This window comes from Streptomyces luteireticuli (assembly GCF_041519305.1).
GTDB lineage: Bacteria > Actinomycetota > Actinomycetes > Streptomycetales > Streptomycetaceae > Streptomyces > Streptomyces luteireticuli.
In genome coordinates, this window is the sequence record NZ_CP167928.1 from 66,872 (window position 1) to 92,659 (window position 25,788).

Genomic DNA, 25,788 nt, shown 5'->3' on the forward strand with positions numbered 1-25,788 from the left:
CCGGCGCCGATCCGGCGCCGTTGGCCCTGCCGCTCTGCGCGCCGGCTGACTGACCCTGCCCTCTCCCCTGGCTGCTCGTGAAGGGGTACACATGTCTGTGATGCTTGAACCTCCGGTGACCGGTGAGCGGCTGGGGCCGCTGATCCGCGCGCTGCGCCAGCGCGGGGGATGGGCGGAGGACGACCTCGCCCGTGCCCTCGTCGCCGTCTCCGGCCGCAACACGATCACCCGTACCGAGGTGTGGCGGTGGGAGGTGGAGTACGAGGGCCGCACGACCGGGCCCTTCTGGCTCCCGCACCTCGCCAGCGTCCTGAACGTGCCCGTCGCCCGCTTGCAGGCCGCGCGCGCGGCCTCGAAGGCGGCCCGCAGGATCGGCCACGTCGCCACCGCCACCCCCGACGAGGTCCTGGCCTCCCTCCTTCCGCCCGGTGAACTCCTCGCCCCGTGCGGCACGCAGGCGGGGCGCCGGGTCGGCATGGACGACGCGGAGGCGCTGCTGCGCCGGGTGCACGGCATGCGCCTGGCCGACGACGTCCTGGCCGGGGGAGACCTGGTCGAGACGTGCGTGCGCGAGCTGCGCAAGACGGTGAACCTGTTCAACCAGACCTCCCACACCGAGGAGGTGGGGCGGCGCCTGCTGGTCGCCGTCGCCGAGATGGCGCAGCTCGCGGGCTGGGTGGCCACCGACACCGGCGGCCGGGTCAATGCCGAACCGCTCTTCCGCCTCGGCGCGTCGGCTGCCCGCCAGGCCGGGGACGGGGCCCTGGCCGCGCATCTCCTCGGCTCCTGGGGCTACTGGGTGGCGAACTCTGGCGACGCGCGGCGGGGCGTCGAGCTGGTGCAGGCAGCCGAGGCCGCGGCCGGTTCCGATGTCCCGCTGGTGGCACGGTCGCTGACGTCGGCCCGGCTGGCGTGGACGAGCGCGCTGGTCAGGGACGACCGGACGGCACTGCGGGCGATGGGGGAGGCGATGCAGCAGATCACTGACGCCGACCCGCGCGAGGCCGACGACCGGCTGTGGCTGTACTGGGTCGACTCGGCGGAGCAGAAGGTCATGCAGGCCCGGGTCGCCACCCAGCTCCACCGCCCGCTGTGGGCCGTCCCACTGCTGCGCGGCGTGCTGGCTGGCTACGACCCGACCCACGTCCGCGAGTACGCCCTGTACACCTCCTGGCTGGTTACCGCGCTCCTGGACGCGAACGAGATGGAGGAGGCGGCCGCGCAGGCGAGCCGCATGTTCGCCATGGCGGCCTCGGTGCCGTCGACGCGCGCGGCCGAGCGCGGCAACGTGGTCCTGGCCGCCCTGCGGCATCACCGCCGCGTGCCGGAAGTCGCCGAGGTCCTGGCCATGTGGGACGCCCCGCCCGCGTGAAGTCCACGCCGAGGTAGTTGTCCCCGCCGCACCACCCGCACTCGAAAACGAACTCCACCCGTCCTCCTCCCCGCGCTTGTCGGCCCGAGGATGCCCGGGGAACGGGTGCGGTGACTACCCGTCCGCCAGCCCCACTCCCCTGCCGTGCGGTGGCGAAGGGCTCCGCCGGACGGCCCCGGCGGAGCCCTCTCGCCGCCGTGCATGCCTCTCCCCCACGCGCCCTCCCGGCCACCACAGCCAGGAGGGCGCTCCACTTTCCGCGTGATCGGAGAATCCCGATGGACCCCCTGCACACCCAGCACGGCCTGCCCGAGTCCGAGGCCGCCACCGAAGCCCACCGCCTCATCGCCGAGGCGTACCGTCCCGAGCCTCAGTTCCCCACCTCCTACCGCGACGACTCCCTCGTCCCCGCGTACGGATCCGCCCCGCCCGTGAAGCAGGACGACCGCCGGATCGTGCCTGCCTGGGCAACGGGGATCGCAGTCACTGCTGTTGGCGTCGGCGCCGGTATCACCGGCATCGGCTGCGGGGCCTGGCTGGTTCCTCACGGCCTGGCTGCTGTCACTCTCACCGGCGTTCTCATGGTCACGTTGCCGCTCACCGGCGCCGCCATACTCGCCACAGCCATCGGCAGCGCCGTCTCCCGTGCCCGGACTGCCGTCTCCACCCACATCTACGAAGGCCCGGTCACCTACACCGAGAACTACAACACCAGCCACCAGCGCGGGATGTTCGCCCGCGCTCACAACGACATCCATCGCTGACCCGGACGTCCTCTCGCCAGTACGGTCCGCGTCATCGACGACTCCACGAGCTCACGGCACCGCGCGCTGCTACGACCGCCCGCCCAGCCCAGGCACCGGGGCCCCGGCCATGGTCGAAGCGATGGGCCAGTGGATACCCGGGAATGCTCCCGAGCAGGGCTGAGAGGTCAGCGGGGCCGGGAGGCGATCTGCCGACGGGCGACATCCCAAGTCTCTTCGAATTCCTGCGAGGTCAGCTCAACGGGCTCGTGGCCTTCCCACTGCGAGACAGGGAGCTCTGCTGTAAGGCCGTACTCCCTCGCGTACGCAGCCAGACATCCTGCCTGCTGGGCCCGCTGCCATTCCTCCAGGGACGCCGCTGTGAGCGGGGTCCCTTCAGGCCCACGAAGCTCGACCTGCCGGGTCACCCAACCTTCGGAATCGACCTCGAAGTAGAACCAGACATCTTCCTCGTCCCAGTAGCAGCGCATCCACGTCGTCATCTGCCCATCATGGGGATCAGCAGTCGTCGCGAACCCGAAGACAGCCCCCAACCTGCAGAAAACGGTGAGCAACGCCGCGTGCAGACCCTCAATTCGGCGAACAGCGGATCATCTCCACGCGGACGGAGAGCAGAGCCGGTCGCCCGGAACGGGTTGGAGTGCCAGCGGTTCACCGCCAAGCAAGCGGAGGACTCAAGCACGGGTGCATCTCCGCAGGGTGCGGATCCTTTGAAGGGAGGATCGGCTCGGTTTCGCGGTTGCTGGCGTCGGCGTGGGTCAAGAAGCGTCGGCGTAGGCGATATGGGTGTCGCATACGGTGCAGCGGAAAAGCATGGCGCTTGCCCCCTGACCGAGGTGGGTCAGGAAGTGTTCCAGCTGGGAGGCGTCGTGCCAGCCGTCCATCCGTAGGTCGAGGCGGAGCTGGTCGAGGGCCTCGGAGTGCGCCGCCAGCTCGGTGTATCCGACCTCGCCGATGAAAGCGGCCGCGTCCTGGCAGTGGACGAGCCAGTGCGGATCCTGCCAGGCGTGGAAGCCCGGGGTGCGGCGGGTGACCTCGTGCAGGGTCTCCTCGCTGACGCCGTCGAGCCCGTAGGCGTCGGTGAACTCACCAGCGAAGCGTTCGGCGGCGGCGCCGTCGGCGATGCACCAGGGGCAGAAGTTCCCGTTGGTTTCTTGGGCGGTGTAGAAGGTCGCGGTGTAGATCCATCCCGTGCTGCGGTCGCAGCAGACGCATGTCTCGGCACTCGCCCGGACGGATCCGGTGGCCAGGGGATCGGGGTGGTAGCGGAAGAAGGGCAGGCTGACGCTCACTGCTGCCCCTGGACGTCGCTGTTGATCTGGGTGCCGACGGCCCCGCCGATGAACTCCATGGTCTGCAGTCTCTCCGCAAGGAGGGGCTGTGATCAAGCGGTGAGTTCGTATTCCTGCTGGTGGGGCCCGGGGTAGAGGCGCTGGTGCTCGCGGGCGGCATGGAAGCGCCAGTAGAAGTCGAAGTCGCCGTTCGCGACGACGGCGCGGAGCTGGAGGACGGCTTCGGCGCCGGCGAGGCCCCAGCGTGCTCCGGTGATGTCGAGACGGTCGGCGATCAAGTGCCGGCAGGCCCCCTCGACCGCACCCGTGGCGATCGGCCAGCCGGCCTCCAGAGCGGTGTCATAGCGGAGTTGATCGAGGTGGCCCGTGAGGTAGCGGTGGCAGGCGTCGACCGCTTCGCGCCGGGCCGCCGACAGCCCGGCCCGGTCGGCCTCGGCGACGATCTCGTCAGCGGTGCGGGCGGCGTGACCGGCGAGAATCGCGGTCAGATGGCCAGCGGCCCACGTCTCGGCCTCGCGGCTGCCTGGCAGGTGGAAGGCGTGCGCCGCAGCCCACAAGTACTCGCTCACGTGCACGAAGTCCAGCAGGACGTGGATGCGGATGCCCCGGCGCTCGGCCTCGGTGTGGATGAGGTCGAGCTGGTGGCGGGCGCCGTCGACCAGCACGATCCAGGTTCTGGTGTGGTGCGGGTCGCGGGCCTCGGCCTGGGCAAAGGCGTTCGCGATCAGGACCTGCGGCGGATGGACGAGCGAGGCGGTGCACCACTTGTGCTCGGCCCGCGGTCCCGGACGGACAGCGCGCTCGCCACTGCGGCCACCGGGCGGGTGGATCACATCATGCGGCCGCCGCGGGGCGGGGCGGGTGTCGAAGACGCAGGCCACGGTGGCCATTCGCTTGCGGTTCGGCTTCTCGCCCGGCGCGAGCCGGCCCCGATGGGTGCCCGCGTTCTTCTCGGCCGCCTTGCGGGTGGCCTCACGCAGAGCCTCGGGCCGCATCACCACCCCCTTGCCGTCCGCCTGGAGAACCAGCGGCATGTCCCGGCTGCACGGAACGGGGACCCTCGCCTGATAGAAGGCGGCGACGTCCACGGCCGCCGCGGTGACGAGTTCTTCCAGGCGGCGTTTGCCGAGCACCCTTCCGCAGCGGCGCTCGACCGCCTCCGCGGCCTGGTCGAAGGAGCCGCGCACCGCCTCGGTGACCGCCAGGCGGCGCAGTCCCATCGAGTGCCGGCCCGCCGACAGCGCGAGCTGCCGGTCGGCTGGGTGCACGTTGGGCAGTCCGGGGCCCCGGTGAGCCACCCGGCGCACCTGCACCAGACCGAACAGGCAGGCCAGGTAACGCGTATGCCCCGGCTCCCGCCAGGGCCGCGTCCGCCCCTCCGGCCCCACCACAGCCGGACGGGCTCCGGCCCGGACCTCGCTCTCCTCCCGCAGAGCACGCAGGTCGAGATGGTCCTGCAGCAGCTGCCGCAGCAGCTCCCGGCCCGCCTCCTCCAGACACTCCTCCAGCTCAGCGTGGGTCCAGTCAGCGGCGGGCGGGCCTGACAGCGTGCGTGTCAGCGATTCGAAGGCACTCAGGGAGCGGGCAAAGGGGTCAGCGGCACTGTTGGCGGCGTACGGTTCCATCCTCGGGGCTCTTCTCGTCCTGCAGGTCACTGGTTGGCACCTACGACTGTAGACAGAAGAGCCCCTCCACTACGAGGTGTTGGGCGATGCGGCCGTCCTGCGGCGCGCAGGCGTGAACAGCCCCGGTTCGTCCTCGTCCAGCCAGCCCCGCTCGACCAGCCGCTTCAGCTTCGACCGCGTGCCCTCGATCTTCCCGGTCTGTGCGGGAAGCCCGATCCTCGGCACGACCTGTTTCGCCCGCACCGGCCCCGGAGCATCCGCAACGACCTCCAGGATGTCCTGGTACACCCGAGGCAGCACGCTCACGTCCATGCCCGGCTGCCACTTCGGCACGGCCAGCACACCCACCACCCGCCGTTCCGCACCCGCGTACGGCGACGGCTCCCGGACCTCGTCCACTGCCTCGGTCTCGGGCCCCTCCGCTTGCACCGCCGGCGCGTCCGCCGACATCTCGGCCATCACCTCGGCGACCGTCTCCCGGGCGATCCGCAACCGCTCCAGCCCCTCCCGGGCCACCTCCAACTTCCCGGCCATTGCGGCGATTTCGGCCTCAAGCCCCTCCACCCGCACCCGGGCGGCCGCCTCACGAGCCTCCAACTCCTCGAACAGCGAGCCCATCCGCCACCCCTCCTCCACCGCCACGGTAGAGACGAGCAGCCCCGAGCACACCCCCGTCAGCGTCCCGCCGACTCAGCCATTCCCTTGAAAGGATCCGCACCCATCTCCGCAAGCGCAGAGACCAACGAGAGATCAGTGCACCTTCGGGCTACGCTACTTGCCCAGCAACACCCTCATCAGCACGCCCCATTCAGCAGAGAAGCACTAAATGTCAGACTCAGCGAAAGTGAGTAAAAACCTCGCCCCCTCGTTGTAAAGGCCCAGGTCACGGCCTGTGGTCCCCGCGCACGCGGGGATGTTCCCGATATCCGCCCCTGACCCGGACACCCTGCGTCGTACTCGAACTTCACCCAACCCGGGAGTCGAGTACGGGGCAGGCCGCCCGAACAGCGCGTACTCAAGCGTCCGCCGCCCGGCCATGCCGCTTTGCTGATCAGGTCCTACCAGGCCAAAGCCCGGCGTCCGACGAGACCGGTCACCGCGAGTAGGCCGGGTTCCACGAACAGCGCGCTGACGAAATCCGCCGCAGCGTCTGATGGTTGCCCGTCCCCCTTTCGCCCCGGCCGACGCCAGCCCGGGCGAAAGGCGGGCAGGGAGCCGGACAGCTTCCGGACCCGCCATCCCAATCAACCTTCTCGGAGGCATCGTTGACCACGCTCACCACCTACCAGTTCACCGAGCTGATCAGGAAGACCCGTCCGCACCTCGGCGTCCATTCCGGGCAGCGCGGGCTCCGCGGCCTGCGCCTGGACAGCGACGGCTGCCACCTGCACGCCATCGCCAGTGACCGGCACACGCTCGCTGTCGCCCGGGAGCCTCTCACCGAGGACTCCGACGGCCCGGTCTGGGCTCGCACCATCGCCGCCGACGACCTCGACACTGTGACCTCCTGGGTGGAAGGCTGCCGGGAGAATGCCCGCATCACCCTCACCGTCGACGACCACACCCTGACCTTCGCCCCGGAACCGGGCCGCTCCCGGCTGCCCGTGGAAACTTCCTCCACCGACTGGCCCGACTGGCGAGCCCTGACCGTCACAGCCCTCGATGCTCCCCTTGAGCAAGTAACGGCCGCCTGCTGGAACAGCAAACTCCTCGCCCGCTGGCAGGCCGGCGGCTACGCCGTCACCACCTGGCAGGCCAACCCCACGGCCCCGCTCATCGTCATCGGCCACAACCTGCTCGGCCTGCAGATGCCCTTGCTGCCGCGCGCCCCCGAGGACACGATGGACCCCGCCGCCGCCCGCGCACAGTGGCAGACCAGCCTCGACCCCACTGCACCGCACGACCGGCAAGTGCTGTCCGGAACGGACGCAAGCGCCAAGCTCGTCGACGATTTCACCGTCGACCTTCTGCAGCAGATCCTGCGGTCCACGACCGACGTGTTCTCCGCCGCTACCGGCGACCCCGCCGCCCTGGCCGCCTACGCCCTCGCCGGAGGCCGGTCCTGGATCGCCTACCGGTTCCTGGAAGCGCTGGCGAAGGCCGCACCCGACCTGCTGCACACGACCATTACCACCCTCGCCGTGGAACTGGACAGCGGCGAGTTCGGCGAACTGGCCTGGCACGCGGCAGAACAGGCCGGCCATGACCCTCAGGCCTGGCACGACGCCTACGAGAAGCACCTCGCCGCATGGGCAGCCCAGAACAGCCCCGCCTGACAGAACACCGCACCGGCAACGACAACAGGCCACGTCTGCCTCCACCGAGTGGGCGGCCCGCACCACCATGCGGGCCGCCCACTCCCGTCCCCGCAACCGCCCAAGAGCCGGGCGCACGTCTATGACGCGGCCTGCGCCGCGGCCCAGGTGGGACTCAAGATGCCCACGGGTGCCCGGGACGGCTGGGGCGCCCACGGCTCCGGCCCGGCTGGGAGCACGACTTGCCAGCCTCGACCGCCGGCCCCTGGAACAGCCCGCACAGCTGGCTCAACACCAGCCCTTCGAGCCACAGCTCCGCCCCGGGACGAACACACAGTGCCATCCAGATGTCTGTCCCAGGCCTCCCATCCCGTACAAGGCGACGCGGTCACAGCGCTGCCTTCGCTGGGCCCGACGTCCGAGTTGCACACCCAGCTGCGGCCTTCGATGTGGCCAGCATCGGATTTGAGCCGTTCTCCCCTGCTGATGGCTGGCGGGGTCAGTTGGGCGTGTCGTTCGCGACTGCGTGAAGGCTGACCCGGTGGCACTGGTGGTCAACTTCCGTTACCTGCACTCTGATTGATCCTCCTTCCCTTACGTGGAGGTCAGGGATGTCGGTGGACTCCGCAGTCAGTTCTGTCATGTGGAGAAGGCCTTCGACATCGGGGGCGACCTGCACAACGACGCCGAAGGGGAGGACCTTTGTGATCGTTCCGCTGATGATCCGGCCTGCCTGGGAGGCGAAGTCGACGAGCGGGTCGTCCTGGAGGGCTTTCAACGAGACGGTGACCTGGCCTTGCCGTGTCTCGGACGTGATCACCTTGGCGGCGATCCGCTGCCCGGATTCCACGGCTTCTGAGGGGGAGGCGATCCGTGACCAGGAAAGGTCCGGTACTCGGATGAATCCTGTGCAGAGGCCATCCGGCTCGCCGTCCAGGTGGACGAAGACCCCGAAGTCGTGAACCTCGGATACCGTCCCCGAGACGATCTGTCCTGGGCGCATGCCGATGAGGAAGGACCGCAGCGCCCGGTTTTCACAAGCCCTTGCTGACAGGTGCAGCTGGCCTTCGCGCCAGCGTCCGATCTCTTCGGCCTCGATCTCCTGGCCCAGCTCGAGGATCTCCGAAGGGTGCTCGATGCGACGCATCGACACCTCAAGCTCGGGGATCCGCCCGACTTCGCTGTTCCGTCCCTCCGTTCCCTCAAGGTGCACGAGGACATCCGGCCCGTCGAAGCCGATGACGTGCGCTCGTCTCACCGGTCCTGGTTCCAGCCGGTTGAACAAGGATCGCAGGCGGGGGTCGGAGGCAGCTTCAGGCACGGGCGAAGCCTAGCCCGCGGCATTCCCCAACTGAGCGCAGAAGCGGTGCAGATGCATCGGCTTCTCGCTGGGGCTTCCTGCGGGTGGTTGCCAGTTCCCGTGTGTGCGGGTTGGGCCCGTCAGTGGGTCACTTGCCCGCCTGTTTCTTTCGTCCTGGGCTGCTCGCATCGTGTGGGCGGCCCGTTCCTTCATCACATGAGGAGTGCTCATGGCCAGGCCTTTGAAGTCCCGTGTGCGGCATGGGATGGCTTCTTGCCGTCGGTACGGATGTGCACGGCCCGAGTGCCGCGCAGCTGCTGAACGCGCCCGTCGGGCTGGTCAATCCGACCGTCGTAAGGGGATCCGGGCTACGGTGCCGGCCCGTGATGCTCAGGCTCACGCGCTGCGTCTGCTGCGGGCCGGTATGCCTGTGCACGACATCGCCGCGCGCGGTGGTCTGTCCGCCTCGACTGTCGCGGGCATCGTCTCGGGCCGTCGCGCGGCCGTCCATCGTGACACGGCTGCTGCCGTCCTGGGGGTGCCGGTTCTGAGGTTCCCCCGCTGCGTGAGAGTTGCTGATCAGCAGGTCGGGACGGGTTGATGGGTGTTCAGGTTCGCTGGTTCGGCCGTCGCCTGGTCGGTGTAGTGCTTCTCCTCGAACTCGATCGGGCTGAGGTAGCCGAGCCGTTCTTGGATGCGGCGGGGGTTATAGAAACCGTCGATGTACTCGAAGAGCGCGAGGTTCGCCTCGGCACGTGTGGCGAAGGTGCGGCCGCGCAGGCCCTCGGTCTTGATCAGCATCCACAGATTTTCCGCGAGGGCGTTATCGTACGAGTCCCCCACGGACCCCATGGACGCCTCAATTCCCGCCCGCACCAACCGGGTCGTGAGCTTGATGGACGTGTATTGACAGCCGTGATCGGCGTGGTGAATGAGCTTGCCCGGCTCGACCTCGCGGGACGAGAGGGCGTACTCGAGGGTGGTCAGCACCAGGTCCGCATCGGCGCGGGCGGAGGTCTCCCAGGCGACCACCCGGCGGGAGAACGCGTCGCGGATCGCCGAGAGCCACAGCGGCCCCTCGCCGGTCGGAACCATTGTGAGGTCGGTGACCCACAGCCGGTTCGGCGCGGGTGCGGTGAAGTCCCGGTTGACCAGGTCCGGGGCCAAGGTGGCCTTCGGGTCCCGGCGCGTGAAGCCGCTCTTGCGGCGTGGGCTCACGCCCGCAAGACCGTCCTCGCGCATCAGCCGTTCGACCCGCTTGCGGCCCACGCGGACGCCCTCCCGTTTGAGGACGGCGTGCACCCGCGGCGAGCCGTAGATCCCGCCGGAGTCGGCGTGGATCGTGCGGATCTGCTCGGTCAGCTCGACGTCCCGGCGGCGCCGTTCGCACGGCTCCTTCTCCGCGCGGCGCCAGCGGTAGTAAGTGGCGGAAGGGATGTGGAGCTCCCGGAGTACGCACTCGACCCCCAGGCGGGGATGCTCGTCAACGAGCGCCGTCACCTGGGCCGGGTCGGGTCGAGTTGCGCCGCGAAAAACGCCGAGGCCGTCCGCAGCACGTCGTTGGCCCGCTTGAGCTGGGCGTTCTCCTTGCGCAGGGCCGTGAGCTCGGCCCGCTCGTCGGTGGTGAGCCGGTCGTCGCGCTCGCCGGCATCGGCCTCGGCCTGGCGGATCCAGCCGCGCAGGGCCTCCGGATGCACGCCGAGGTCGACGGCCAGTTTCTTGATCTGCGGCCTCGGGTCGGAGGTGCGGTACATCCGCACCGCACGCTCACGCAACTCCAGCGGATATCTTCTCGGGGCAGCCATGGTCGAAGGTCCTCTCATGAGTCCCATCTGACCCTCTGTCAACTGACTCCGCATCTCGGGGGAAGCTCAGTTCCGCGTCGTGGCTATCGGAGTGCTCGCGAGGGACTCGTCGACGCCGTCGGGGCGCGTCGTCGGCTTCAGGCTCTCTCGGTGGTCGGTTTCACGCTGGAGCTGCTTGCTGAGGTGGTCGGGGTCAGCGGGGAGACCGTCGGGGCGATCCGGCAAGGGCGGCGTGTATATGTGCGTGTCTCCGTGGCCCAGGCCATCACAGCGGCCTACACCCGGCTGTGGAATGCCGATCCCGTCGAGCTGGGCGTTTCGCGTGCGGGAGTGGTGCGGGCCAAGTCCTGGGCCAGCAAGCACGGTTGGGAGCCGCCTGCCGCTTGGGACGACATCGATGATCCGGCATGCATGCCGGATACCGGTGTGCGGGAGAACTGCGGTCGGGACGAGCTGGCCGCTTACCGGCGTTCGGAGATCGCACACCTGGCGGCCTTCGGTGTCCCCGACGGCGAGATTGCCGCACGGCTCGGCATGCCCCGCCGATACGTGCACGACCTCATCCAGGGCATGCATGCGCCTGGTGCGCGCACTACACGGAGGTCAGTAGTCGCCTGACCGCCGGCCTCGCAGATCTCCCGCCGTGGACTGCTCCGGCTGCACAGCAGGGTGGGGCGCTGGGCGGAGCGTCCGGTGCATCGGTTTTCCGCACCGGGCGCCCCCGCCCCCCCTGGTCCGTGCTCAAGACCAAAGGGCTCCAGCAGCCCTTTTCGTGTGGAGTGTCAGACTCCTCTCCGGCGAGATCGACGAGCTGTCGTGCGTTCGGTGCGGCAGGCTTCCGAGCGGCTGGTGGTCCGGGGGCCTGTTGTGTCACGTCCGGGTTCTGGCTGCGGCGGGCCAGGAGGCGAAGGGCTGGGCTTTCCCGTTGCCGGTCCCTGCTTTGGGCAGCCGGAGCCGGCGGGTTGGGTCTTCTATGTGACTGCAGTCTGATGTGCGGTTGTCACGAGCAGCCTGGCTTCAGTGGGAGCCTGGAGGTTTGTGGTGGGGACGCGTCCGTCGGCTCCAGCCTGTGGGGTGAAGCCACGGGACGGGCCACCCAACCGGTTTTCACAAAGTCTCAATCTATCTTGCGTTCAATCATGCACCAACGCATGCATCAACTCTTGCGGCTCTACGTGCAGAAGCACCTTCTATTGATCATCCATAGAGTCGATCCTCGATGCGACTGTCCTCTCATGCTCTAACTCCTCCATCAACACTCTCGTCAACTCTCACAACAACTCGATCATTACCCCACTCCTGCACTCACACCCTCTTGCTCACTCTCCTCCCCACCAGCATCCGTTCGCTCCCTCCCCCTTTCCTTCCTCTCTTTGTTCACTCGACCGTCCAAGCCCACGTTCACTCCCTCACTCTTAACTTCTTCTATTCGCGCAGCCCTCCACTCGCCCCCTCTCTCCTTCCTCTCTCCATTCACCGAGGCAGTGACCCTCACAGTCGTACGCTCAGCACCTGGTTCATTCATCCGCCCATCCATTCCCCTGGGCATGCGGTCTCTCTTCCATTCGCGCATCCCTGCTCACATCCCTTCACACTCTCTGTTCTTCGATCTCCCCTCCTCTCTTGCATCCGGTCACGCGAGCTTTCTCTCGCACTCACATACCTGCCGTCTCCTACACACCAAGTGATGCACTTGAACGTTCATCCCTGCACACAGTCATGCTTACGGTCACGCACAGGCGCAGGCACTCCTCCGGACACACAGACAGCCATCTGCACAATGCTCACTGCGTTCAGGTGTGCATCCATGCCTTCACGCTTTCCTATGCACGCTCCTGCAGGTACACGAGCGCTCAGGCGTCCGTGCACCTGCTCATGCTCTCGGTCCTGCGATCCTGTTGGCGTACGGACGGCAGCGCGATTGTGCCTGCACTCATCCGCTCGTCCGGTCTTTCCTCCAGGCATCTGGTCTGTCGTCCTGCAATCCGGGCGTGCAGGCATGCGCTGTCTCCTGCGCTCTAGCGGGCGTCCGTCCGTGCTTGCCTGCGTTCTGTCCGGCGGGCTGACGTCAGTGCATCCGTACCGGCAGTCATCCGGTCGCCTCTGCGTCCGTCCCTGCGTGCCGCCGTACGGTGTGACAGACGGGCGTGCGGTTCTGCTTGCGGCCGTTCTGGCAGGCCCTCAGCCGCGCGTCCTTTGGTGCAGACCGGCACACCAGCACCGGTGCTCCCTGACGGACAGTTGCTCCGGCGTTCCTGCGGCCGGTCGGTCCTGCCGTATTCCGGCCGGGCACACACTCCGGTGGATCCCCGTGCGTTCTGCCGGGCTTTCGCTCGTCCTCTCCCGCTCCGGGACGGACAGCGTGACGCCTAGGCATCCGGGCGTCCGGACGATCCGACGTCAGGGCGCTCCTGCGTTCCGTCACTTCTGCAGCAGGTCGGTCAGGCCGGCGCAGCATCGTGCGTTCCGGTGGGCTGTCGGCTGTGCGTGCCGTTGGTCGGTGCTGCGGATTGACGGTCGTTCGCCTGTTTCGGCAGGCGTTCCTGCGGTGTGACGGGCGGGTGGGCCGGCAGGCATTCGGGCGGCGGTATGGCGGTTTGTGCTGTCGTCCGTGCGGTCGTACGGCTGTCCTGGGCAGGTTTCTGGGGGCTCATCAGCGCAGATCAACCGATTTGTCGGTGCTGTCAGTACCGCTATTCATGTGGTGGTGGCCCGGAGACACGCTCATAGCGCCCTCTATCGTGTGGATGAGGGTGAGCTGACTGTTAATCTGTCCGGAGTTCGGTGATGCTGTCAGTCTCAAGTAGGGGTCGGGCGGCGTCCTGTGAGACCGGTCCAGGCGTTGTGCCTGCGAGTGATGCAGATGAAGGGCACCCCATGAAGGTTCTTGTTGTCGCCAGTCAGAAGGGTGGGGTGGGCAAGACCACGACCACCGTGAACATCGGGGCGTCGCTCGCCAGTGGCGGGGCCCGGGTTCTTCTGATCGACCTTGAGCTTCAGGGTCAGCTTGGAGTGTCGGTCGGTGCGTTCGCCAAGAAGCCTGCGGACATCGGTAGTGCTCTGCTCGATTACATCGATGCGCATGACAGTGGTGATCTGGCGTCGATGGCATCGCTGCGGGAGCGGCTGATCGACCGTTCGGTGCTGTTGAAGGGTTTCGACACACCGGGGTCGCTGCATGTCATCGGGTCGGTCATGGGTGTGACGGAGCGCGCCAAGACCGAAGTGGCGAAGCGGGGTTGGGAAGCGACGTCGACGCTTCGGCAGTTGCTGCTGATGGTGAAAGATGACTTCGATTTCGTTCTCATCGATACGCCGCCGTCGGCGGATGCGCTGGCTTCTGTGGCCCTGGCGGCTGCCGACTACGTCATCGCGGTCTGCACGCCGCGGATCGCGACGGCCGATGGTGCCCGTGTTGTCCGGAACAACACTGCCAAGGTTCCCGAGCGGACCGGGGGTGTGTGTCATCCGGTGTTCCTCGGCACGATCCTCAACGAGGCCCGGACGCCGTCGAAGCGCAACGATGAGAGCGATGCGGTGGACGAGTACCTGGTCAAGTGGGATCTGAAGGCCTTCGAGAAGCAGATCCGCACGAGCGACCAGATCTCCGCGTCCTACGGTGTCAGCCGTCCCATCGTGATCGACGAGCCGTCCTATGCGGCCAGCCGGTGGTACGAGGACCTCACGCAGGAGATTCTCGACCGCCTGGCCGAGGTGGAGAAAGCGGGTGACGCATGAGCACGCGCCGGGGTAAAAAGCGCCAGTTCAACTTCGCGGCCGTCGAACATGTGGGGAACGACGCCGACGAGGGCGGTTTCCTCGGAAACGAGGAGGCCGAGCAGGAGCGGCAGTCGGTGATGCCGGTCGACGAGCCGCACGTGCCGTCGCCGGCCACCGAGCCCGCCCCCCGCTCCTCTGCGGATCCCGCAGCAACGGCCACTCCCGCTCCCGCACCGGAGGAGCAGCGGACGTCGGCAGCGGAGGCGCCGCCGGTCGTTCCGTCGCCCGTTGCGGAGCAGACAGTCCCGCAACCCGAGGTGACGCCTGTCGTCTCTGCGGTTCCGGCCGTGTCTGCGGAGATCCCCGAGGCGGCACCCGCCCAGGTGGCACCGGCAGAGCCGACGTCTGCCAAGTCGGCTCCTGCCGAGGTGGCTTCCGCGGATGTGGCTCCTGCCGAGCCGGTACCGGTGTCACCCGCAGAACCGACACCTTTGATCCTCGAGGACGTGCCGGTCGCACAGGCTGCCCCCACGCCCCGGAGGCCTGACCCGGCGCAGCGCACCGTGCGCACGTCGGTGCGGGTGAACGAGGGGCCGACGTTTTCGGCGGTCTCTGCCGAGCCTCCCGTCCTGCGGGCTGCGAAGCCCAAGCGCTCGAGCAGGAAGGAGAAGCCGGCCCAGGCTGCGGTGCTGGCGTCGTTCGCTGCCCAGCGCACCGGCCGGAACTGGGGGATGTGGTCGGGGCGTCTGGTCCCGGAGACTGTTACCCGGCTCAAGGACCGGGCGGAGGCCGATGCCGCTTCGTCGGGGCGCGGCCGTCTGTCGGCGGGGCATTACCTTGACGCCGCTCTGCGCTCGCTGCCGAAGAGCGCGGAGGAGCAAGTGGCGCTGGCCAACGAGTGGTTGATCGAACGGTGGGACGGGGAGCACCCGGCCGGCCGGAGCGCGCAGTTCAGTGTGAGCCCGGTGTCGGCCGAGTTGCTGAACGGGTTGCGGCAGTCGCTGCGGGGCTACCGGCACGGCATCGTCATCGACGTCGTCTGCGCCGCAGTGGACGCGTTCCTCGACGTCCTGGAGGCCGAGGGGCCCATAGAGGGCTGACCCTGCAGGACCCGATAGCCGGAAGAGGCGGACACCATCTGGGTGTCCGCCTCTTCCGGCTATCGGTCTTCACGTCTTCACATTCACTCTTGCGGTCATGCATGCACTTTGACATGCGGTCATGCATGCGATGGGTTCGTCAGTGATGCTGTCGTGCGTTCCCACTGTCCGGCTCCTGCACACACTACGACTCTGACAGTTTCACTTACGCCCTGTCAGGCCCACCCGCTCTTCCTCCGGCAAGCGCTCGAAAAGGCCAGAGATCAAGCATTCAGGCGGATTTGAGGCACTGCCTCCCACTCGGCGGACGCTTCGCCGACACGCCCACTTGGTTCTGTCAGTTCCACAAAGTGAGTCCCGATCAGATACAGTGAGAGCCCAAGGAGAGGGAAAGACATGCGATCCGAGACCTGGTCCCTGCGCAAGATCGCCTCCGAGGCAGGCGTCCTGCCGAAGGTCGCTCGCGACGCGGCGGCCGAAGGCGTCATCGACGCCACCTACCTCGTGGAGAACGACATCGTCCTCGTCCGCCTCTACGGGGCCCTCAAACGTCTCGTCTGGCCCGAGGAACGCCGCCCGGCCAACCAGGACCAGGCACTGCGCGTCTGGGAGGCCATAACGGTCGAGACCGCCCGTGCAGCGATCCCCGACGACATCGCACCGGACAGCGGCCTGTTCATCCATCAGACCGGCTGCACACTGGCCACCGGCCCCGGCCCGTACTGCCAGGCCCTGTTCAAACTCTCCGACGAGCCTTTCTACTTCGCGCCGATCGGCAAGTGGTTCGAGGAACTCCCCTCCCGCCGCCGGGCACGCGAGCAGGCCCCCGAGCCCGCCTCCGCATGACAACCCCGTCCCGCGCCACCAGCGGCCCGCAAAGGCCGTGGGCCCGCCGCCGGTCCCCATACCCGGGTACAGCGGCGCTTCCTTCCGGCACCACAGCCCGGGGGCACCGTCCCCGGGCTTTCCTGTTCCGAGAGCGAGGTGGCGCCACCTCCCACCCCTAGCTCACTGACCCTCACATTCCACGCCCGGCCGGGCAACGCCCCACGGCCCAGGCGGCGATAAGGGTTCCCCTTTTCCACCCTTCGACCGGAGTAGACATGCCTACTGGTCAGAAGGCCGGTTCAGTGTTGCCTGAAACCGGTCCGTACCTCTCTCCCCGGCCCGTCTCCGCACCTGACACCCCCGTGCCTGCCGCCCAGATCCTGGTCCGCGGGAGGCAGCAGGAAGCTCTGCACACCGCCTCCCGTCGCGCCCAGCCCCGCATCTGGCTGCGGGCCGTCGCCTGGCTCGTCGGCGCCGGCCTGCACCCCAAGGCGAACGCGACCACCACCGCACTGGCACGCGACCTTGCTGCGCGTATGGACTACGGCCGTGGCATCGTGCTCTACGACCTCCAGGGCACCGCACACCGTCTGGGCCTAAGTGTTCCCACCGTCAAGCGGCACGCGGCTGTACTGCGCGAACTCGGGGCGCTGGTCTGGCTGGTGCACGGCTCCAAGCGCAACCTGCGCATCCCCGGCCGCAAATACACGGCCACGGCCACGGTCTACGGGGCCGTCATCCCGCCCTGCTACGACACCGCCATGGGCCATATCGTCACCGGAGCCGGTTACGAAGCACGGATCAGCGGAGTTACTCCCCAGGGCCGCGAGCGGGCTGTCGCCGAGGTACGACTGCGGTCCGGTGAGGCAGGACACCACGCTGTTCAGGCGGGGCGTGAGCCCCATTCTCTTGGTCGTACCCCCCAGTCAGGGACAGTTGAGGTGAGTGGTGGGGTAAAAGACACCTCGCGCAAGCGCGCGACGCGTCCAACCACCCCCACATCTCCCTCGAAGAAGTCTCCGCGGAAGCCCGCACGCCACGGCACCTGCGGTGGAACTCATCGTCCAGCCAGGCAGGTGGCCCGTGACATCCTCATCACCCGCCAAGTACGTCCTCTGGTGGGTTGGACGCAAACCGAGGGGCTACGCCGGTTGGCGTTCTCCCTGCGTCCCCTGATCGACGCGGGCCTGGACGTCCACGACATCGCTGCCGAGCTCCACTCGTGGTACCTCGTCTGGCGCCCGGCCAGGCCCGCCGCCTACATCTCCGCCCAGCTCCACAAGCACGGCCGACCCTCCACCGAACCCGCCACTGAACCAGCCGGCGGGCCGCATCTCGCAGTAGCACCCCAGGACAACCCCGCATGGCGCGCCTGGTGCGAAAGCCGACGGACCACTTGCTCCCAGGACGAGGACTCCGCCGCCGTGCGTACCGACGAGGACCGGGCCCAGGCCCGTCTCGCCGCCCGCTACAACCCCCACCTCGTGCTCGACCACATCGACCTGCACGGTGAGGACGACGCCCTCGACCTGTTCGGCACTGTCCTGGTCGCCCAGCTCGTGGGGCTCAGCCACTCCTCCCACGTTCACCTGGGCACTGGCTGACAGCTGCAGCCACACCATCCAACCGTGGACAGGAGAGCCGAGCAGGTGTCGTTGACCAGCGAGACGGCGCATGGAATGCGCCGAAGTGCGTTGCCGACTCCGATGACAGCTGTTCCAGAAGCACGTAGGTCTTCGAATTGGAGGTCGGAGCATCGTGCCCGCATGGCCGTGTGCTGATGATGACCGACCGGCGTCGGCCGGAGCCTGGGTGTGCCACATCTGGCTTGTCTCCCGCCGGTCTCGCTGCTGGCTGGGGCGAGGTATTGCAGGGAGGCAGGCCTTTTCGATGAGAGATGGCCGTCGGTCTGAGTACGAGAGCGGATAGGCCGCCGTGGGCCCTGCGGTCCAGGGTGGGTGTCATGACTGATGGAACCGGTATCACTCGTGGTGAGGGCAGGGGAGTCCAGATCCTGTTCATGCTTGTCTTGACGGTGCTCTTCCTGGCACCGTGCCTGTGGGTGTGGTCGTGGGCTCTCGACGCGTTCCGGTACCCGTCGACCCATGACTGGAAGAGCAACCACGACAACAGCGTCCAGTTCGTGGTGATGTCCGCTGTTGTTTTCGGTGTGCCCTCAGCGGGGCGTTCCTGGGAGGGACTGTTGCAGGCGCGCGTGGCAGGCATGTGGGAGCAGGGGGCGCGACCGGCGCGTGGCTGGGGCACTCAGTCTCGTGATTTGTGGCATCGTGAGGTTCTTCTGGATCCTCAGCCATGCGACGTTCGATTTTTAGCTTGATCTTTAACCTGTGCGCCGTGGGCGAGGGGTGGTTGACGCCTTCTTCTTCTGTTTCGCAGTGTCCGCTTTGCGGACTGTGTGGACGTCGTGGCGTGGGGTGGGGCGAGCGTTCTTGCGGCCTGGCGGCCGTCCCGGTCCTGGGCTGGTGGGTTTCGGTGCGCTGGCCGGGCATGCGGCCTTGGGGCGGAGGTGTCGAAAGTCGCGTCGGACGCGGGTGGGAGTGAGCTTGTGCGGTTCACTGGGCCTCTCCCAGGGGCGACGTAGGTCGGCTGCCAGTGGCCGGGCGAGCCGGAGTTGGGCGTAGACGGCGAGGATCAGCCAGGTCCATCGGTCGGCGGCTTCCGGTGTGCGGATCTTCGGGCAGGTCCAGCCCAGGGGCTGCTTGAAGAACCGGAAGGTGTGCTCGATGTCGAAGCGCCGCAGGAACGCCTGCCAGAGCCGGTCGACGTCCGCGGTGGTGGCGCCGGTGCCCGACCACCACAGCCAGTCCGGCTTCGGGGTGGCTCCGCTGGGCAGGTGCTCGACCCGCAGATGGATCACGGTGCCCTCGATGACCGGGAGGGCGCCCGACTGGGCGGTCCACGCGGAGCGGTGGGTCCGCCGCGGGTGAAGACGATCCCATGCCTGGGCGGCGGCCTTCCCGTAGAGGCGGGTCTCGGCCGTGGTCTGGGCATCGGGTATGCCCCCCAGGTGGACGGATCGCCGAAGACGAACTCGCCGCTGTGGCGTGGCGGGCGGCCCATGGTGTGCGGTTCGCGTGGCGGGACGGCCCGGCGCAGGACACGGTCCGAGCGCATCCGCCCGAGCACCTGCACGGGCAGGTCTTCGAGGAGGAAGGCCAGGCGGGGCACGTCGTAGCCGGCGTCGACCACGATGAGGATGTCCAGGTCGCCCTGGCGCCATTGCCCGGCCTCGATGAGGCGCTCAATGAGCTCGCGCATCTGCCGCGCGGTCACCGTGGCGCCGTCATCCCCCGGAGCCAGCCGTAGCGCACCAGCGGCGCGGTCCACGAGCTGCGGCCCGTCTCCAGCGCGCAGATCACCGAGTACGGCCAGCCCGGAACGGGAATGTGCTGGTCCTTGCCGCGACCGTAGGTGTGGCACAGGATCCGCTCAGGCGAGGTATGGGCATCCGGCCGCAGCCAGCAGGTGATGTCGGCGGCCAGTACCAGCCGACCGTCGGCCGCCCGCGGCAGCGGGACTGTGGCCACGGCCCGCCGCAGCCGGGACACGTCCACCCGACCCGCCGACAGGGCGGAGTACAGGCTGCCGTGCCCACGGCGATGCTCGCCCACCAGCGACAACTCGACCAGCGACCTGACCGGGCCATCCGTGCACAACACCGCATCCGCCAGCTCGAACAGAGCATCCGCACGCGGGGTCAGGCACGAGTAGAGCTCGCCCCGGAAGCGTGACAGTTCGGCGAACGGCTCCGCCGGAGCAGCGTTGTGCAGCAGACTCATCCCACGGCCTTCGTGCTGAGCATGTGTGTCCTTGGTCGGAGCACATGATCAGCCGAAGGCCGCCTGCGTGTACGGAAGTTACCGTCACCAGTGATCAAGTTCGAGGACACATTCGACCCTCGACCTTAAAGATCAAGTTAGGGCGTGTTTGAGATGTGCTTGCGGGGGCCTGACGTGGGTGTGGCTCTTCGTGATGGACCGTGCCGATCAGGCGCTGAGGGGTATCTGTCCTGGTCAGCGTCTGGGAGGACGCAGCGCCGTGCCGTTGCTGGCCCCGACCACTCAGCGCCCAGCCTGCAGCACCGACTTGGCGCGGTCAGTGTCAGTCCGCCAGGCAGCGATAAATCGGACGCGCCATGCTTCAAACGCTCCTAGGCTCTTCCGCATGGCATCGGACCCGAACCCTCAGGAAGCGGCCAAGAGCTCTGGCCATCAGGCCGAGGTACGTCGCATTGCCAACGAGCAAGCAGCGAAGTGGCACGCGCTTCTGGAGCGACTCAAGTGACACTTCACTACCTGAGTACGGCTGACGTCCTCATCGTCGCAGAACCCGCCTGCGGCGAGACCGAGCTCGTGCTCCGTGACGTCAACTCACTTGAATCCGCTGTGCATCGGCCACTCGCGGAAATGTATGGGCAGCAGGTTCATCCTGATCTTATCGACAAAGCTGCGGCGCTGCTCCAGGCCATAGCCATCAACCATCCGCTGTTTGACGGCAACAAACGCACGGCCTGGCTCTCCTGCGCCACCTTTCTGGCGTTGAACGGCATCGACTTGCGGTCGGACATCGATGCCGCAGAACGTCTGGTGATCGCTGTGACAACCGGTGAAATACGCGATGTGCGCGACATCGCCCAGGAGCTGCGGGACCTGGTGGAGGATCCGCCCTTGGATACAGATCTTCCTGCAGGACCGTGCTGACTTTGAGCGGCGCAGGCCGAGAGGCAGCGCGGGACCCCGTGATCGCAAGTGGCATGGAGTACGTCAGACCAGGGACAGGAGCACTGCGAACGGGAGGGGGATCAGTACCGCCGTGCCGAGCCGTGTCGCGAGGTGCTGCCCCCGCCGACGCGGGCGGAGGACGTTGACGACGATCACCAGTGCCAACATGAGCATGCTGAGGTTCCCCCGCTGCGTGAGAGTTGCTGATCAGCAGGTCGGGACGGGTTGATGGGTGTTCAGGTTCGCTGGTTCGGCCGTCGCCTGGTCGGTGTAGTGCTTCTCCTCGAACTCGATCGGGCTGAGGTAGCCGAGCCGTTCTTGGATGCGGCGGGGGTTATAGAAACCGTCGATGTACTCGAAGAGCGCGAGGTTCGCCTCGGCACGTGTGGCGAAGGTGCGGCCGCGCAGGCCCTCGGTCTTGATCAGCATCCACAGATTTTCCGCGAGGGCGTTATCGTACGAGTCCCCCACGGACCCCATGGACGCCTCAATTCCCGCCCGCACCAACCGGGTCGTGAGCTTGATGGACGTGTATTGACAGCCGTGATCGGCGTGGTGAATGAGCTTGCCCGGCTCGACCTCGCGGGACGAGAGGGCGTACTCGAGGGTGGTCAGCACCAGGTCCGCATCGGCGCGGGCGGAGGTCTCCCAGGCGACCACCCGGCGGGAGAACGCGTCGCGGATCGCCGAGAGCCACAGCGGCCCCTCGCCGGTCGGAACCATTGTGAGGTCGGTGACCCACAGCCGGTTCGGCGCGGGTGCGGTGAAGTCCCGGTTGACCAGGTCCGGGGCCAAGGTGGCCTTCGGGTCCCGGCGCGTGAAGCCGCTCTTGCGGCGTGGGCTCACGCCCGCAAGACCGTCCTCGCGCATCAGCCGTTCGACCCGCTTGCGGCCCACGCGGACGCCCTCCCGTTTGAGGACGGCGTGCACCCGCGGCGAGCCGTAGATCCCGCCGGAGTCGGCGTGGATCGTGCGGATCTGCTCGGTCAGCTCGACGTCCCGGCGGCGCCGTTCGCACGGCTCCTTCTCCGCGCGGCGCCAGCGGTAGTAAGTGGCGGAAGGGATGTGGAGCTCCCGGAGTACGCACTCGACCCCCAGGCGGGGATGCTCGTCAACGAGCGCCGTCACCTGGGCCGGGTCGGGTCGAGTTGCGCCGCGAAAAACGCCGAGGCCGTCCGCAGCACGTCGTTGGCCCGCTTGAGCTGGGCGTTCTCCTTGCGCAGGGCCGTGAGCTCGGCCCGCTCGTCGGTGGTGAGCCGGTCGTCGCGCTCGCCGGCATCGGCCTCGGCCTGGCGGATCCAGCCGCGCAGGGCCTCCGGATGCACGCCGAGGTCGACGGCCAGTTTCTTGATCTGCGGCCTCGGGTCGGAGGTGCGGTACATCCGCACCGCACGCTCACGCAACTCCAGCGGATATCTTCTCGGGGCAGCCATGGTCGAAGGTCCTCTCATGAGTCCCATCTGACCCTCTGTCAACTGACTCCGCATCTCGGGGGAAGCTCACAGCCTTCCGGCACGGTCCGCGTACACCGTCAACACCATCGGGCCGCCGCACCGCACCGCGCCCGGTCGCGTACTGCCTGGCCGTCCGGTGCCGAAGTCGGGGGTGTGCCACGCGCAGCCGGCGGCGCGGCAGGCGCACCACGCCTCGCCGCGCGGCCCTCCGCCTGCGCGGATGCGGGCCAAGTGCTCATTGACGTGGCCGATCGCGGCCTTGCGCCCCTCGGCGGCACCGCCGGGGAAGCGCTGATCGGCGCAGGCCGGGCGGGAGCAGGAGAGCCTCACCGCGCCGGCGGAAGGACGGCCGTACGGATCCAGGCGCACCGTCCATACCCGCCCCGCGACGTGCTCCTCCTGCCGTGTGCCAGCCTCCACCGCCACGTGCGCACCTCCCGCATTCCGTTTCCCAGAGCGGTCCCCATCATCGGGGATACCGACCGATCAGATCCCGGAGAACGGGCTTTCGGGCCCGGCGTGCCCTGTTCGCACGCTGGCTGCGGACTCACTCGGGGTCCAGAGGCACACCCGAGTCCCGTTTCCAGTGGAAACGGTCAGGCTGGTTGGCCAGGGTGGTACCGCCCGTACGCTGCCGGTGTCCGGGCGGGATGTGTGACGGCTCCTGCCCGGACGCGGACGCCGTCGTCAGTCGCGGCAACCGCGTACGCGCTCCGGCGCGGACCACTACGGTGGTACGCCTGAGGAGGTGCACTGTGAGCGGTATCGCCCCCGCAACCTGGACCACCCACATCGACGGCGAACTGGTCGAGATTCCCGCGACGATCGACACCGTCCGCACCGCGCTCCTCAAGGAGCAGCGCGTGGTTTTCGACGCCGAGGTGGGGTCTGCGCCGGCGGACCAGTTGCCGCTGGTGCTCGCGTCCTGGGCGCTGTCCCTGACGTCCGCGGGCGAGGAGGACGACGCGGTCATCGCCCGTCTGCGGGAGATGACCGCTCGCCAGCAACACCAGGTGGGAGCAAGCTTGTGAGCGCACAGCCTGTAGAGCCGTACGGTCGGGCGGAGCGCCCGCGTCGCCCGGATACCGTCCTGGCCGTGCTCCGCGCCCTGCCCCCGCGTCTGCGTCACGAGTTCGCCGACGCTGTCGCAGGCGCCGTCGACGACGACGCGGTCAAACACCTCATCGGGCTGTGGGGCGGCATTGCGGTCTTCGAGCAGAACCCGGCGGTGCACGCCGCGTTCGACCAGGCCGAAGCCGATGCCCTGCCGGCCGTTCCCCACGAGGCCGTGCGGTGACCTACCGCATCGCCCTCACTCCGGACGCGGACAAGAAGTACACGGCGCTCGACGAATACGACCAGCGCCTCCTGGACGCCGCCCTCGCCAAGCTGGCCGCAGACCCCTTCGACGCTGCGGTATCCATCGCCTACCCAGGACGGGGGAGCGACGACTTCCGCTCCGCCTTCTTGTACGGGATCGCCATCGTCTACGTCGTCTCCCGTGGCACCGAATCACCCCGCGTCACGATCACCGACTTCGACCTCTAGCAGCAGGGCGAACCAGTTCGCCAGCCGCCAGCTGACCATCCTGCCCGGCCGGATCCCCTCTACACGCTCCACCCTGGCTGCGCGGTTCCGCCGCATGGAGCGGCAGCGGCCGACCCACCGGGCGGCTCCGGTGACCATCGCGCCGCCGCCGGAGCAGCTGCGCTTCGCCGCCGCCTTGCACGAAGCGCTCGAGGAGCGGGACTGGCTGGACGGCTTCATGGTCTTGGACGAGGTAACCGAGAAGAGGGTCTGCGGGATGACCGGCCGTCAGATCGAGAGGTACCTCGGCCACCAGGGATACCCGGCGACCACATTCCCCTCCTCGCCTTCGGCGACCCTGCGATGGGCATCAGCGAAGACGAGGGTAGAAGGACTTCGCTGCGCCTGCACAACCTGGCCCAGGAAGCGCTGCGGGCTCGAGCCTGGAGCACGGCCCGCACGCCGCCCTCGAACCGGTGCCGGTCTGGCAGAGTGTGACGAGCGTCGAACAGGCGACGGACCTGCTGCTGATGGACGGCCAGCTCGTCCAGGGCGGCGTGCGATGCCCTCGCCGCCGGGGCCCCGTCAGGTCCGGCCGCCGCGGCGAGCTCATCGAGGGCGCGGCGGAGGCGCTCCAGGCGGCCGACGGGGGCGGGGCGAGGCAGGTGCACAGCGCACCCTGGCGGTCGTGGTCACGGAGCCTCCCGCTCGGCGTGCTTCCGCTCCGCCTGCTCCTCCCGTGCCTTGAGCAGGCTGCGGGCGCCCTCGACGGCGTCGTCGATGTCGGTGTGCCGGACCTGCCGCCACCGGTCGGTGTCGTAGCCTTCGGCGGTCTCCCAGGGCCAGATAGCGAAGATCACCTTGTTCCAGGCGGCCAGGCGGGACTTGAGCGTCGCGGGCTCCTCGTCGTCGAAGCAGTAGGCGAGTTCGTCGATCTGCGTGGCGACGGACTCGTGCAGGACCTGGGCGGCGCGCTCCTCCGGGCTGCCGGCCGGGTGGCGCTCGCGCAGTTCCTCGACCCGGGCCTGCAGGAACCGCCGGAGCTGTGCAACGTGCTCCTCGGTCAGCTCGTCGGCGTTGAACGGGGCGACGCGGGGCTCGTCGTGGAAGAAGTAGAACATGTCGGCCGGTTTCCCCTCCCTGCCAGGCGACGCTACCGACGGGTCGTCATGTCCGTTTCGTCGCGTCAGATAAGGGGAGATTATCCGACGCTCTACCACCCGCCGGGCACAATTGTCAGACCGTGTGCCCAGAGTCGTCGGCCTAGGCAACGAAGACGCGCCTGGAGCAGAACCGCCTCATCGAGGCCGCCAACACGTCGGCCGGCCGGACGGTCGTTCACTCCGTGTGGATCCTGCCACCCGTCGCAGTGCCGGTGCCCGAGCCGGCCGACGCCGATCCGGCGCCCGCGCCTGCGCCCGCCGGTCCGGTGCATACCCAAGAGACCGCCTCGGACGGCTACCGCCGCGCCCTCGCCGCACACCGTCAGGCCGCGGCACCGCGCCGATTGGACCCGGCCAGTGCGAAGGCGTTCCCCGAACCTGAGACCGCCCCGGAGGATAGGCCGGCCCCGATGAAATGGGAGCGCGGCCACCACGGCGTCACCCCGCTCGGCGGCACGGTGGACCGGGATGGGCGGGTGCTGCCGCAGCGGGTATTGCCGATAAACCCTGGCCTGTTGTCAGACCAGGCGCTTAACCTCACGGGGAGTGATCTACCTGTGACGGGTGCGGCGGGCGGGATGCAGCCCCGCCCGCCGGCCCGGACCTCCAGCACCACGACCAGCACGTCACCGGCAGGAGGCACCACCCAGCATGTCGACCCGCAGCACGCAGGCACAATCGGCCGCCCCGGCGGCCCCCGCAATCGCGCCACACATCCCGCCGCAGCAGACCGTCCCGGAGCCTGCCCGGCAGGCGGCGGACGACCACGTCCTGCCCGCCCCCGCCGATCCCGTCGCCGAGGAGGAAGCCGGCGGGACACGCTGATGGGAAGGAGGAGATA

Annotated in this window: 26 protein-coding genes and 1 pseudogene; 14 read left to right on the top strand and 13 right to left on the bottom strand. The window is 68.3% G+C overall.

Features of this window, described 5'->3' with window-relative positions; translation table 11 throughout:
• Positions 1-91: 91 nt before the first annotated feature.
• Together AB8735_RS35855 and AB8735_RS35860 are read left to right on the top strand one after the other, a co-directional pair.
• Positions 92-1,372 (top strand): transcriptional regulator, encoded by a 1,281-nt coding sequence (locus AB8735_RS35855; RefSeq protein WP_372412048.1) that lies wholly within the window; start codon positions 92-94, stop codon positions 1,370-1,372.
• 278 nt (positions 1,373-1,650) lie between these two features.
• On the top strand, positions 1,651-2,136 hold the full coding sequence (locus AB8735_RS35860) for a hypothetical protein (RefSeq protein ID WP_372412050.1): 486 nt from the start codon (positions 1,651-1,653) through the stop codon (positions 2,134-2,136).
• Between the two features lie 167 nt (positions 2,137-2,303).
• On the opposite strand, the gene AB8735_RS35865 is transcribed toward AB8735_RS35860, so the two are convergent.
• From AB8735_RS35865 to AB8735_RS35880, 4 genes are all read right to left on the bottom strand, one after another.
• Positions 2,304-2,618, bottom strand: a complete 315-nt coding sequence (locus AB8735_RS35865) for a hypothetical protein (protein ID WP_372412051.1) — start codon at positions 2,616-2,618, stop codon at positions 2,304-2,306.
• A 276-nt stretch (positions 2,619-2,894) separates the two neighbouring features.
• Complete coding sequence (locus tag AB8735_RS35870) at positions 2,895-3,428, bottom strand: CbrC family protein (protein WP_372412052.1); 534 nt, start codon at positions 3,426-3,428, stop codon at positions 2,895-2,897.
• Positions 3,429-3,520: 92 nt separating this feature from the next.
• Positions 3,521-5,053 carry an ISKra4 family transposase gene (locus AB8735_RS35875; protein ID WP_372412053.1) on the bottom strand — a complete coding sequence of 511 codons (1,533 nt, stop codon included), beginning with the start codon at positions 5,051-5,053 and terminating at the stop codon, positions 3,521-3,523.
• A gap of 69 nt (positions 5,054-5,122) precedes the next feature.
• A complete protein-coding gene (locus AB8735_RS35880; protein ID WP_372412054.1) occupies positions 5,123-5,722 on the bottom strand; it encodes a hypothetical protein in 600 nt (199 codons plus the stop codon).
• A gap of 596 nt (positions 5,723-6,318) precedes the next feature.
• Between AB8735_RS35880 and AB8735_RS35885 the strand changes: the two genes are divergently transcribed.
• Positions 6,319-7,329 (top strand): hypothetical protein, encoded by a 1,011-nt coding sequence (locus tag AB8735_RS35885; protein WP_372412055.1) that lies wholly within the window; start codon positions 6,319-6,321, stop codon positions 7,327-7,329.
• Between the two features lie 478 nt (positions 7,330-7,807).
• Here AB8735_RS35885 and AB8735_RS35890 read toward each other — a convergent pair whose 3' ends face one another.
• The 3 genes from AB8735_RS35890 to AB8735_RS35900 form a co-directional block, all read right to left on the bottom strand.
• Complete coding sequence (locus AB8735_RS35890; protein WP_372412056.1) at positions 7,808-8,629, bottom strand: S1 RNA-binding domain-containing protein; 822 nt, start codon at positions 8,627-8,629, stop codon at positions 7,808-7,810.
• 558 nt (positions 8,630-9,187) lie between these two features.
• A complete protein-coding gene (locus AB8735_RS35895; protein WP_372404936.1) occupies positions 9,188-10,108 on the bottom strand; it encodes an IS3 family transposase in 921 nt (306 codons plus the stop codon).
• The gene (locus AB8735_RS35900) at positions 10,105-10,413 is read right to left on the bottom strand and encodes a transposase (protein WP_372404934.1); all 309 of its coding nucleotides are present in this window, start codon (positions 10,411-10,413) and stop codon (positions 10,105-10,107) included. The genes AB8735_RS35895 and AB8735_RS35900 overlap by 4 nt, the downstream gene beginning before the upstream one ends.
• Before the next feature lie 150 nt (positions 10,414-10,563).
• On the opposite strand from AB8735_RS35900, the gene AB8735_RS35905 reads away from it, so the two are divergent.
• The 6 genes from AB8735_RS35905 to AB8735_RS35930 all read left to right on the top strand — a co-directional run bounded on the left by AB8735_RS35905 (position 10,564) and on the right by AB8735_RS35930 (position 18,399).
• Entirely contained in the window at positions 10,564-11,031 is a 468-nt protein-coding gene (locus AB8735_RS35905) for a hypothetical protein (RefSeq protein ID WP_372412057.1), read from the top strand.
• 2,259 nt (positions 11,032-13,290) lie between these two features.
• Complete coding sequence (locus AB8735_RS35910) at positions 13,291-14,151, top strand: ParA family protein (protein WP_372412058.1); 861 nt, start codon at positions 13,291-13,293, stop codon at positions 14,149-14,151.
• The gene (locus tag AB8735_RS35915) at positions 14,148-15,233 is read left to right on the top strand and encodes a hypothetical protein (protein ID WP_372412059.1); all 1,086 of its coding nucleotides are present in this window, start codon (positions 14,148-14,150) and stop codon (positions 15,231-15,233) included. The genes AB8735_RS35910 and AB8735_RS35915 overlap by 4 nt, the downstream gene beginning before the upstream one ends.
• 396 nt (positions 15,234-15,629) lie before the next feature.
• Positions 15,630-16,079 (top strand): hypothetical protein, encoded by a 450-nt coding sequence (locus tag AB8735_RS35920; protein WP_372412060.1) that lies wholly within the window; start codon positions 15,630-15,632, stop codon positions 16,077-16,079.
• 344 nt (positions 16,080-16,423) lie between these two features.
• Positions 16,424-17,665 carry a cell wall protein gene (locus tag AB8735_RS35925; RefSeq protein ID WP_372412061.1) on the top strand — a complete coding sequence of 414 codons (1,242 nt, stop codon included), beginning with the start codon at positions 16,424-16,426 and terminating at the stop codon, positions 17,663-17,665.
• A 359-nt stretch (positions 17,666-18,024) separates the two neighbouring features.
• Complete coding sequence (locus AB8735_RS35930; RefSeq protein WP_372412062.1) at positions 18,025-18,399, top strand: hypothetical protein; 375 nt, start codon at positions 18,025-18,027, stop codon at positions 18,397-18,399.
• Positions 18,400-18,402: 3 nt separating this feature from the next.
• Here AB8735_RS35930 and AB8735_RS35935 read toward each other — a convergent pair.
• Positions 18,403-19,861: pseudogene (locus AB8735_RS35935) on the bottom strand (NF041680 family putative transposase).
• Positions 19,862-20,362: 501 nt separating this feature from the next.
• Here AB8735_RS35935 and AB8735_RS35940 point away from each other — a divergent pair.
• Positions 20,363-20,782, top strand: a complete 420-nt coding sequence (locus AB8735_RS35940) for a type II toxin-antitoxin system death-on-curing family toxin (RefSeq protein ID WP_372412063.1) — start codon at positions 20,363-20,365, stop codon at positions 20,780-20,782.
• 63 nt (positions 20,783-20,845) lie between these two features.
• Here AB8735_RS35940 and AB8735_RS35945 read toward each other — a convergent pair whose 3' ends face one another.
• From AB8735_RS35945 to AB8735_RS35960, 4 genes are all read right to left on the bottom strand, one after another.
• The gene (locus AB8735_RS35945; protein WP_372412065.1) at positions 20,846-20,977 is read right to left on the bottom strand and encodes a hypothetical protein; all 132 of its coding nucleotides are present in this window, start codon (positions 20,975-20,977) and stop codon (positions 20,846-20,848) included.
• 33 nt (positions 20,978-21,010) lie between these two features.
• Positions 21,011-21,931, bottom strand: a complete 921-nt coding sequence (locus tag AB8735_RS35950) for an IS3 family transposase (RefSeq protein ID WP_372404936.1) — start codon at positions 21,929-21,931, stop codon at positions 21,011-21,013.
• On the bottom strand, positions 21,928-22,236 hold the full coding sequence (locus AB8735_RS35955; RefSeq protein WP_372404934.1) for a transposase: 309 nt from the start codon (positions 22,234-22,236) through the stop codon (positions 21,928-21,930). The genes AB8735_RS35950 and AB8735_RS35955 overlap by 4 nt, the downstream gene beginning before the upstream one ends.
• Positions 22,237-22,302: 66 nt before the next feature.
• Complete coding sequence (locus AB8735_RS35960) at positions 22,303-22,683, bottom strand: hypothetical protein (RefSeq protein ID WP_372412066.1); 381 nt, start codon at positions 22,681-22,683, stop codon at positions 22,303-22,305.
• A gap of 329 nt (positions 22,684-23,012) precedes the next feature.
• On the opposite strand from AB8735_RS35960, the gene AB8735_RS35965 reads away from it, so the two are divergent.
• The 3 genes from AB8735_RS35965 to AB8735_RS35975 all read left to right on the top strand — a co-directional run bounded on the left by AB8735_RS35965 (position 23,013) and on the right by AB8735_RS35975 (position 23,805).
• Positions 23,013-23,288, top strand: a complete 276-nt coding sequence (locus tag AB8735_RS35965; protein ID WP_372412067.1) for a hypothetical protein — start codon at positions 23,013-23,015, stop codon at positions 23,286-23,288.
• 65 nt (positions 23,289-23,353) lie between these two features.
• Complete coding sequence (locus tag AB8735_RS35970; protein ID WP_372412068.1) at positions 23,354-23,554, top strand: hypothetical protein; 201 nt, start codon at positions 23,354-23,356, stop codon at positions 23,552-23,554.
• Positions 23,551-23,805, top strand: a complete 255-nt coding sequence (locus AB8735_RS35975) for a hypothetical protein (protein ID WP_372412069.1) — start codon at positions 23,551-23,553, stop codon at positions 23,803-23,805. The genes AB8735_RS35970 and AB8735_RS35975 overlap by 4 nt, the downstream gene beginning before the upstream one ends.
• Before the next feature lie 671 nt (positions 23,806-24,476).
• On the opposite strand, the gene AB8735_RS35980 is transcribed toward AB8735_RS35975, so the two are convergent.
• A complete protein-coding gene (locus tag AB8735_RS35980) occupies positions 24,477-24,905 on the bottom strand; it encodes a hypothetical protein (protein WP_372412070.1) in 429 nt (142 codons plus the stop codon).
• Positions 24,906-25,598: 693 nt separating this feature from the next.
• Here AB8735_RS35980 and AB8735_RS35985 point away from each other — a divergent pair.
• Positions 25,599-25,772 (top strand): hypothetical protein, encoded by a 174-nt coding sequence (locus AB8735_RS35985; RefSeq protein ID WP_372412071.1) that lies wholly within the window; start codon positions 25,599-25,601, stop codon positions 25,770-25,772.
• Positions 25,773-25,788: the final 16 nt, after the last annotated feature.

Bases quoted from the DNA above. Each gene is read 5' to 3' on its own strand.
- AB8735_RS35920 (WP_372412060.1), top strand. From the start codon at position 15,630: ATGCGATCCGAGACCTGGTCCCTGCGCAAGATCGCCTCCGAGGCAGGC.
- AB8735_RS35980 (WP_372412070.1), bottom strand. From the start codon at position 24,905: ATGTTCTACTTCTTCCACGACGAGCCCCGCGTCGCCCCGTTCAACGCC.
- AB8735_RS35875 (WP_372412053.1), bottom strand. From the start codon at position 5,053: ATGGAACCGTACGCCGCCAACAGTGCCGCTGACCCCTTTGCCCGCTCC.
- AB8735_RS35900 (WP_372404934.1), bottom strand. From the start codon at position 10,413: ATGGCTGCCCCGAGAAGATATCCGCTGGAGTTGCGTGAGCGTGCGGTG.
- AB8735_RS35910 (WP_372412058.1), top strand. From the start codon at position 13,291: ATGAAGGTTCTTGTTGTCGCCAGTCAGAAGGGTGGGGTGGGCAAGACC.
- AB8735_RS35915 (WP_372412059.1), top strand. From the start codon at position 14,148: ATGAGCACGCGCCGGGGTAAAAAGCGCCAGTTCAACTTCGCGGCCGTC.
- AB8735_RS35945 (WP_372412065.1), bottom strand. From the start codon at position 20,977: ATGCTCATGTTGGCACTGGTGATCGTCGTCAACGTCCTCCGCCCGCGT.
- AB8735_RS35930 (WP_372412062.1), top strand. From the start codon at position 18,025: ATGACTGATGGAACCGGTATCACTCGTGGTGAGGGCAGGGGAGTCCAG.
- AB8735_RS35985 (WP_372412071.1), top strand. From the start codon at position 25,599: ATGTCGACCCGCAGCACGCAGGCACAATCGGCCGCCCCGGCGGCCCCC.
- AB8735_RS35855 (WP_372412048.1), top strand. From the start codon at position 92: ATGTCTGTGATGCTTGAACCTCCGGTGACCGGTGAGCGGCTGGGGCCG.
- AB8735_RS35860 (WP_372412050.1), top strand. From the start codon at position 1,651: ATGGACCCCCTGCACACCCAGCACGGCCTGCCCGAGTCCGAGGCCGCC.
- AB8735_RS35955 (WP_372404934.1), bottom strand. From the start codon at position 22,236: ATGGCTGCCCCGAGAAGATATCCGCTGGAGTTGCGTGAGCGTGCGGTG.
- AB8735_RS35865 (WP_372412051.1), bottom strand. From the start codon at position 2,618: ATGACGACGTGGATGCGCTGCTACTGGGACGAGGAAGATGTCTGGTTC.